The sequence below is a fragment of the Pseudomonas sp. genome (assembly GCF_030147005.1).
GTDB lineage: Bacteria > Pseudomonadota > Gammaproteobacteria > Pseudomonadales > Pseudomonadaceae > Aquipseudomonas.
The window spans coordinates 25,546-31,812 of the sequence record NZ_JASLAW010000247.1; the positions used below are offsets into that span (position 1 = coordinate 25,546).

Genomic DNA, 6,267 nt, shown 5'->3' on the forward strand with positions numbered 1-6,267 from the left:
GCAGTCTGATAAGCGATTACCCATGACGACGCGTACCCGTATTCTCACCGGCATCACCACCACCGGCACGCCGCACCTGGGCAACTACGCCGGCGCGATCCGCCCGGCGATCCTTGCCAGCCAGGACGCCAATGCCGATTCCTTCTACTTCCTGGCCGACTACCACGCCCTGATCAAATGCGATGACCCGCAGCGCATCCAGCGCTCGCGTATGGAAATCGCCGCGACGTGGCTGGCCGGTGGCCTGGATGTGGACCGGGTGACCTTCTATCGCCAGTCCGACATCCCCGAAATCCCCGAGCTGACCTGGCTGCTGACGTGCGTGGCCGCCAAGGGTTTGCTTAACCGCGCCCACGCCTACAAGGCGTCGGTGGACAAGAACGTAGAGAGCGGCGAAGACCCGGACGCGGGCATCAGCATGGGCCTTTACAGCTATCCGGTGCTGATGGCGGCAGACATTCTGATGTTCAACGCGCACAAGGTGCCGGTGGGCCGTGACCAGATCCAGCATGTGGAAATGGCCCGCGACATCGGCCAGCGTTTCAACCACCTGTTCGGCAACGGTAAAGAATTCTTCACCATGCCCGAAGCGTTGATCGAAGAAAGCGTCGCCACCTTGCCGGGCCTGGACGGGCGCAAGATGTCCAAGAGCTATGACAACACCATCCCGTTGTTCACCAGCGCCAAGGACATGAAGGAGGCGATCTCGCGGATCGTCACCGACTCGCGCGCGCCTGGCGAGGCGAAGGATCCGGACAATTCCCACCTGTTCACCCTGTACCAGGCATTTGCGAGCAAGGCCCAGGAAGAAGCGTTGCGCAGTGAGCTGTTGCAAGGCCTGGGCTGGGGCGAGGCGAAGAATCGTCTGTTCCAGTTGCTCGACGGTCAATTGGGTGAAGCGCGCGAGCGTTACCACCAACTGATGTCGCGCCCGTCGGACATGGAAGACCTGCTGTTGGTCGGCGCCAGGAAAGCCCGCGCCGTGGCGGCACCGTTCCTCGCCGAACTGCGCGAAGCGGTGGGGCTGCGTTCGTTCGTCAACCAGGCTGCGGCGCCGGTCGCCACCAAGAAAAAGGCAGCCAAGGCCGCACGCTTCGTGAGCTTCCGGGAAGACGACGGCAGCTTCCGCTTCCGCCTGTTGGCGGCCAATGGCGAGCAACTGCTGCTCTCGCGCAACTTCGCCGACGGCAAAGCGGCGGGCGCGGTGACCAGGCAATTGCAAAGCGGTGATACGTTGGACATACGCACCGAAGCCCTGAGCTTCAGCGTATGGCTGGACGGCGCCGCCGTGGGCGACAGCGCCGAGTTCGCCGACAGCGCCGCCCGTGATGCCGCCATCGCTGCCTTGCGCGCCGCGTTAGCCCCTTCCGAGGATTAACCCGACCAAGGGTTGATTGCCATTATCCAGGGCCGTCGTTACAGTGACGGCCCGTTTTTGTTGCCTTGCTAACGAAATTATGACGCCCCTAGAACGATATCAAGCAGATCTGAAACGCCCTGACTTCTTCCATGACGCTGCTCAGGAAAATGCGGTGCGTCATTTGCAGCGCCTGTACGAAGACCTGGTCGCGGCCTCGCAAACCAAGCCGGGGATGCTCAGCAAGCTGTTTGGCAAAAAGGACCGCACGCCGGTCAAGGGCCTGTACTTCTGGGGCGGCGTCGGCCGGGGTAAGACCTACCTGGTGGATACCTTTTTCGAAGCGCTGCCGTTCAAGGAAAAGGTTCGTACGCACTTTCACCGCTTCATGAAGCGCGTGCACGAAGAGATGAAGACCCTGCCGGGCGAAAAGAACCCGCTGACGATCATCGCCAAGCGTTTCTCCGATGAAGCGCGGGTGATCTGCTTCGATGAGTTTTTCGTTTCAGACATCACCGACGCCATGATTCTCGGCACCTTGATGGAAGAGTTGTTCAAGAACGGCGTTACCCTGGTTGCCACTTCGAACATCGTGCCCGATGGCCTCTACAAGGATGGCCTGCAGCGCGCACGCTTCCTGCCGGCCATTGCGCTGATCAAGCAAAACACCGATATCGTCAACGTCGACAGCGGTGTCGACTATCGTTTGCGCCACCTTGAGCAAGCGGAGCTGTTCCACTTTCCGCTCAACGAAGCGGCCCACGAAAGCCTGAAGAAAAGCTTCCGCGCATTGACGCCGGAATGCACCCAGGCGGTGGAAAACGACAAGTTGATGATCGAAAACCGCGAAATCATCGCCCTGCGTACCTGCGATGACGTGGCCTGGTTCGAATTCCGCCAACTGTGCGACGGGCCGCGCAGCCAGAACGACTACATCGAATTGGGCAAGATCTTCCATGCCGTGATCTTGAGCGGTGTGGAGCAGATGGGCGTGACCACCGACGACATCGCGCGGCGCTTTATCAACATGGTCGATGAATTCTATGACCGTAACGTCAAGCTGATCATCTCGGCGGAAGTCGAGCTAAAGGACCTCTACACGGGCGGGCGCTTGAACTTCGAGTTCCAACGCACGTTGAGCCGTTTGCTGGAAATGCAGTCTCACGAGTTTCTGTCGCGCGGGCACAAGCCCTGAGAACGATGTAGATGTAGGAGCGGGCTTGCTCGCGAATGCGGTGTGTCAGTAAATGCATCTTTTGCTGATCCACCGCGGTCGCGAGCAAGCCCGCTAGCACATTTTTGACCGCGTCTTACCTGGCTAAGCAGCCTGCTGGAACTGCTGCCGATACTGGTTCGGCGACAACTCGGTGTGCTGCCTGAACAGGCGCGCAAAAAAGCTCGCGTCGTCGTAACCCACTTCGTAACTGATGGTCTTGATGCTCTTGCGGCTGGCCGAGAGCAGGCCCTTGGCCGTCTCGATGCGCAAGCGTTGCAGATAATGCAGTGGCTTGTCGCCGGTGGCAGTCTGGAAGCGCCGCATGAAGTTGCGGATGCTCATGCCGTGTTCGCGCGCGACGTCTTCAAAGCGGAACTTGTCGGCAAAGTGTTCTTCGAGCCAATGCTGGATCTGCAGGATGATCACATCCTGATGCAGCTTCTGCCCGCCAAAACCGATGCGCCCCGGCGAATAGCTGCGTTGCACTTCATACAAGATGTCGCGGGCCACCGCCTGGGCGATATTCGCGCCGCAGAAGCGTTCGATCAAATAAATGTAGAGGTCGCAGGCTGAGGTGGTGCCACCGGCGCAGTACAGGTTGTCGGCATCGGTCAGATGCTTGTCCTGATTGAGCTGCACCCTGGGGAAACGTTCGCTGAAGGCATTGAAGAAGCGCCAATAGGTGGTCGCTTCCTTGCCGTCGAGCAGCCCGGCTTCGGCCAGCCAGAACACGCCGGTGGCTTCGCCGCACAGCACGGCGCCGCGTGCATGTTGTTCGCGCAGCCACGGCAGCACCTGCGGATAGCGGGCGCACAATGCCTCGAAGTCGTCCCAGAAGGCGGGCAGCACGATGATGTCGGCGTCTTCCAGGCCGCCGTCCACCGGCATGATCACATCACTGAAGCTGCGCACCGATTGCCCGTCGGGGCTGACCAGGCGCGTCTCGAACGCGGGCGTCAGGCCCAGGCCCTGCTGTTTGCCGTAACGCAGGCTGGCGAGATGGAAGAAGTCCTTGGCTTGCATGAGGGTTGAAGCGAATACCCGATCAATGGCCAGAATGCTGACGCGCCGCAAGGGCGTGGAGATTTGGTTAGACATAATTTCATTTATTCTTATAGGGGAAAGTGGTCACCAGACGGCTGGATCGTCTTATTTTTTGTCGCATGTGTCCAGTGTCCCGTGACGCATTCGCGGCATAGGCTCTGTGGGCGCGTTTTTGTCCGACAATCCCAGCAGGTGACCCCATGATTCCCAGAACCTTGTTCAGCCCGGAGCACGAACTCTTTCGCGAAAGCGTGCGCACCTTCCTTGAAAAAAACGCGGCGCCATTCCATGGGCAATGGGAGAAACAGGGTTACATCGACCGCGGCCTCTGGAGCAAGGCGGGGGAGGCGGGGATGCTGTGTTCGCACGTGCCGGAAGAATATGGTGGGCTGGGCGCGGATTTCCTTTACAGCGCGGTCGTGATCGAAGAGATCAGCCGCCTGGGCTTGACCGGCATTGGGTTTTCACTGCATTCGGACATTGTGGCGCCGTACATCCTGCATTACGGCAGCGAAGCGCTTAAACACAAATACTTGCCCAAGTTGATCTCCGGCGAGATGGTCACGGCCATTGCCATGACCGAGCCGGGGGCCGGTTCTGACCTGCAAGGGGTGAAGACAACGGCAGTGCTGGACGGCGATGAATATGTGATCAACGGCTCCAAGACGTTTATCACCAACGGCTATCTGGCCGAATTGGTCATTGTGGTGGCCAAGACCGACCCCAAGGCCGGTGCCAAGGGCACCAGCCTGTTCCTGGTCGAAGCTGCCACGCCGGGCTTCGACAAAGGCAAGCGCCTGGAGAAGGTCGGCATGAAGGCTCAGGACACGTCGGAGCTGTTCTTTCAGGATGTGCGCGTACCCAGGGAAAACCTGCTGGGCCAAGCGGGCATGGGCTTTGCGTATCTGATGCAGGAACTGCCCCAAGAGCGGCTGACCGTGGCGATTGGCGCGCTGTCTTCAGCGCAAGCGGCGTTGCAGTGGACGCTTGATTACACCCGCGAGCGCAAGGCGTTTGGCAAGGCGATTGCCGATTTTCAAAACACCCGGTTCAAGCTGGCAGAGATGGCCACCGAGATTCAGATTGGCCGTGTGTTCGTGGATAAATGCATGGCGCTTCATCTTGAAGGCAAGCTGGATGTGCCCACCGCTGCAATGGCCAAATACTGGGCCACGGACCTGCAATGCAAGGTGCTCGATGAATGTGTGCAGCTGCACGGCGGGTACGGCTTCATGTGGGAATACCCGATTGCCCGGGCGTGGGCGGATGCGCGGGTGCAGCGCATCTATGCGGGGACCAATGAGATCATGAAGGAGATCATTGCGCGGGCGCTTTGATGTTCTGGTGCTGCTGAGGGCCTCATCGCGGGCGGGCCCGGCTCCCACATTTGATTTTATTTACACATCAAAATGTGGGAGCCGGCTTGTCTGCAGGGGCGGCTCAGAGATCAATCAAGGCGCCGGATTCGGATGATCCTTCTGAATCGCCTCAATGCCCTCCAGCACCTCTTTCGACAACTTCAGATCCGCACTGGCGATGTTGCTGTCCAGCTGCTCCAGGCTTGTGGCGCCAATGATATTGCTGGTCACGAACGGCTGTTGCGTCACGAACGCCAACGCCATCTGCGCCGGGTCCAGGCCGTGTTCCCGCGCCAGTGCCACATAACGGCTGCACGCCGCTTCCGACTGTGGGTTGAAGTAGCGACTGAAACGGCTGTATTCCGTCAGGCGCGCCTTGGCCGGGCGCGCGCCGCCTTCGTACTTGCCGCTGAGCATGCCGAACGCCAGTGGCGAGTAGGCCAGCAAGCCGCATTGTTCGCGAATGGCGATTTCTGCCAGGCCCACTTCAAAGCTGCGGTTGAGCAGGTTGTAGGGGTTCTGGATCGACACCGCGCGGGTCCAGCCACGGGCTTCGGCCAGGGCCAGGAATTTCATGGTGCCCCACGGCGTTTCGTTGGACAAACCAATGTGGCGGATCTTGCCGGCCTTAACCTGCTCATCCAGTGCTTCGAGGGTTTCCTCCAGCGGCGTGAGGTCGTCTTCATCCTTGTGCTTGTAGCTCAATTGGCCGAAGAAATTGGTGCTGCGCTCAGGCCAATGTAACTGGTAGAGGTCGATCCAGTCGGTTTGCAGGCGTTTGAGACTGGCATCGAGGGCGTCGACGATGTGCTTGCGGTTATGACGCAGGTGGCCGTCGCGAATATAATCGATGGTGTTGCCGGGCCCGGCGATCTTGCTGGCCAGGATCCAGTCGGCGCGATCGCCACGGGTTTTGAAGTAATTGCCGATATACCGCTCGGTGGTGGCATAGGTGTCGGCCTTGGGCGGCACCGGGTACATTTCCGCCGTGTCGAGGAAGTTGATTCCCGCGGCCTTGGCCCGTTCGATCTGGGCGAAGGCCTCTGCCTCGCTGTTCTGCTCACCCCAGGTCATGGTGCCCAAGGTGATCGCGCTTACGTTCAGATCGGTCCGGCCCAGCTGTCGATAATCCATCGGGTACTCCTTCGGGGAAAACAATCATAAAAGCAGGTTGAATTTTTTTTCGCAATCTGCATAATTGCCCACCTCTTTCTGCAGTGGAAGTGATGCGCCGCCTGCCGAAGAATCTTGCCGTTGAACGGACGCGCTGACCCGAGCCCCCGATAGCGTCT

The 6,267-nt window shown here is 59.6% G+C and carries 5 protein-coding genes; 3 read left to right on the top strand and 2 right to left on the bottom strand.

Going from position 1 to position 6,267, the window contains the following annotated elements; translation table 11 throughout:
* The first annotated feature begins 22 nt into the window (after positions 1 to 22).
* Both Q1V60_RS23625 and zapE read left to right on the top strand, forming a co-directional pair.
* A complete protein-coding gene (locus Q1V60_RS23625) occupies positions 23 to 1,378 on the top strand; it encodes a tryptophan--tRNA ligase (RefSeq protein ID WP_300635338.1) in 1,356 nt (451 codons plus the stop codon).
* 79 nt (positions 1,379 to 1,457) lie between these two features.
* On the top strand, positions 1,458 to 2,552 hold the full coding sequence (gene zapE, locus Q1V60_RS23630; RefSeq protein WP_300635340.1) for a cell division protein ZapE: 1,095 nt from the start codon (positions 1,458 to 1,460) through the stop codon (positions 2,550 to 2,552).
* 123 nt (positions 2,553 to 2,675) lie between these two features.
* Here the strand turns inward: zapE and Q1V60_RS23635 are convergent, their stop codons facing one another.
* Positions 2,676 to 3,596, bottom strand: coding sequence for a GlxA family transcriptional regulator (locus tag Q1V60_RS23635; RefSeq protein ID WP_300635348.1), 921 nt, complete (start codon positions 3,594 to 3,596; stop codon positions 2,676 to 2,678).
* 221 nt (positions 3,597 to 3,817) lie between these two features.
* Between Q1V60_RS23635 and Q1V60_RS23640 the strand changes: the two genes are divergently transcribed.
* Positions 3,818 to 4,954, top strand: coding sequence for an acyl-CoA dehydrogenase family protein (locus tag Q1V60_RS23640; protein WP_300635342.1), 1,137 nt, complete (start codon positions 3,818 to 3,820; stop codon positions 4,952 to 4,954).
* Positions 4,955 to 5,068: 114 nt separating this feature from the next.
* On the opposite strand, the gene Q1V60_RS23645 is transcribed toward Q1V60_RS23640, so the two are convergent.
* Positions 5,069 to 6,109 (bottom strand): NADP(H)-dependent aldo-keto reductase, encoded by a 1,041-nt coding sequence (locus Q1V60_RS23645; protein WP_300635344.1) that lies wholly within the window; start codon positions 6,107 to 6,109, stop codon positions 5,069 to 5,071.
* Between the last annotated feature and the right edge of the window lie 158 nt (positions 6,110 to 6,267).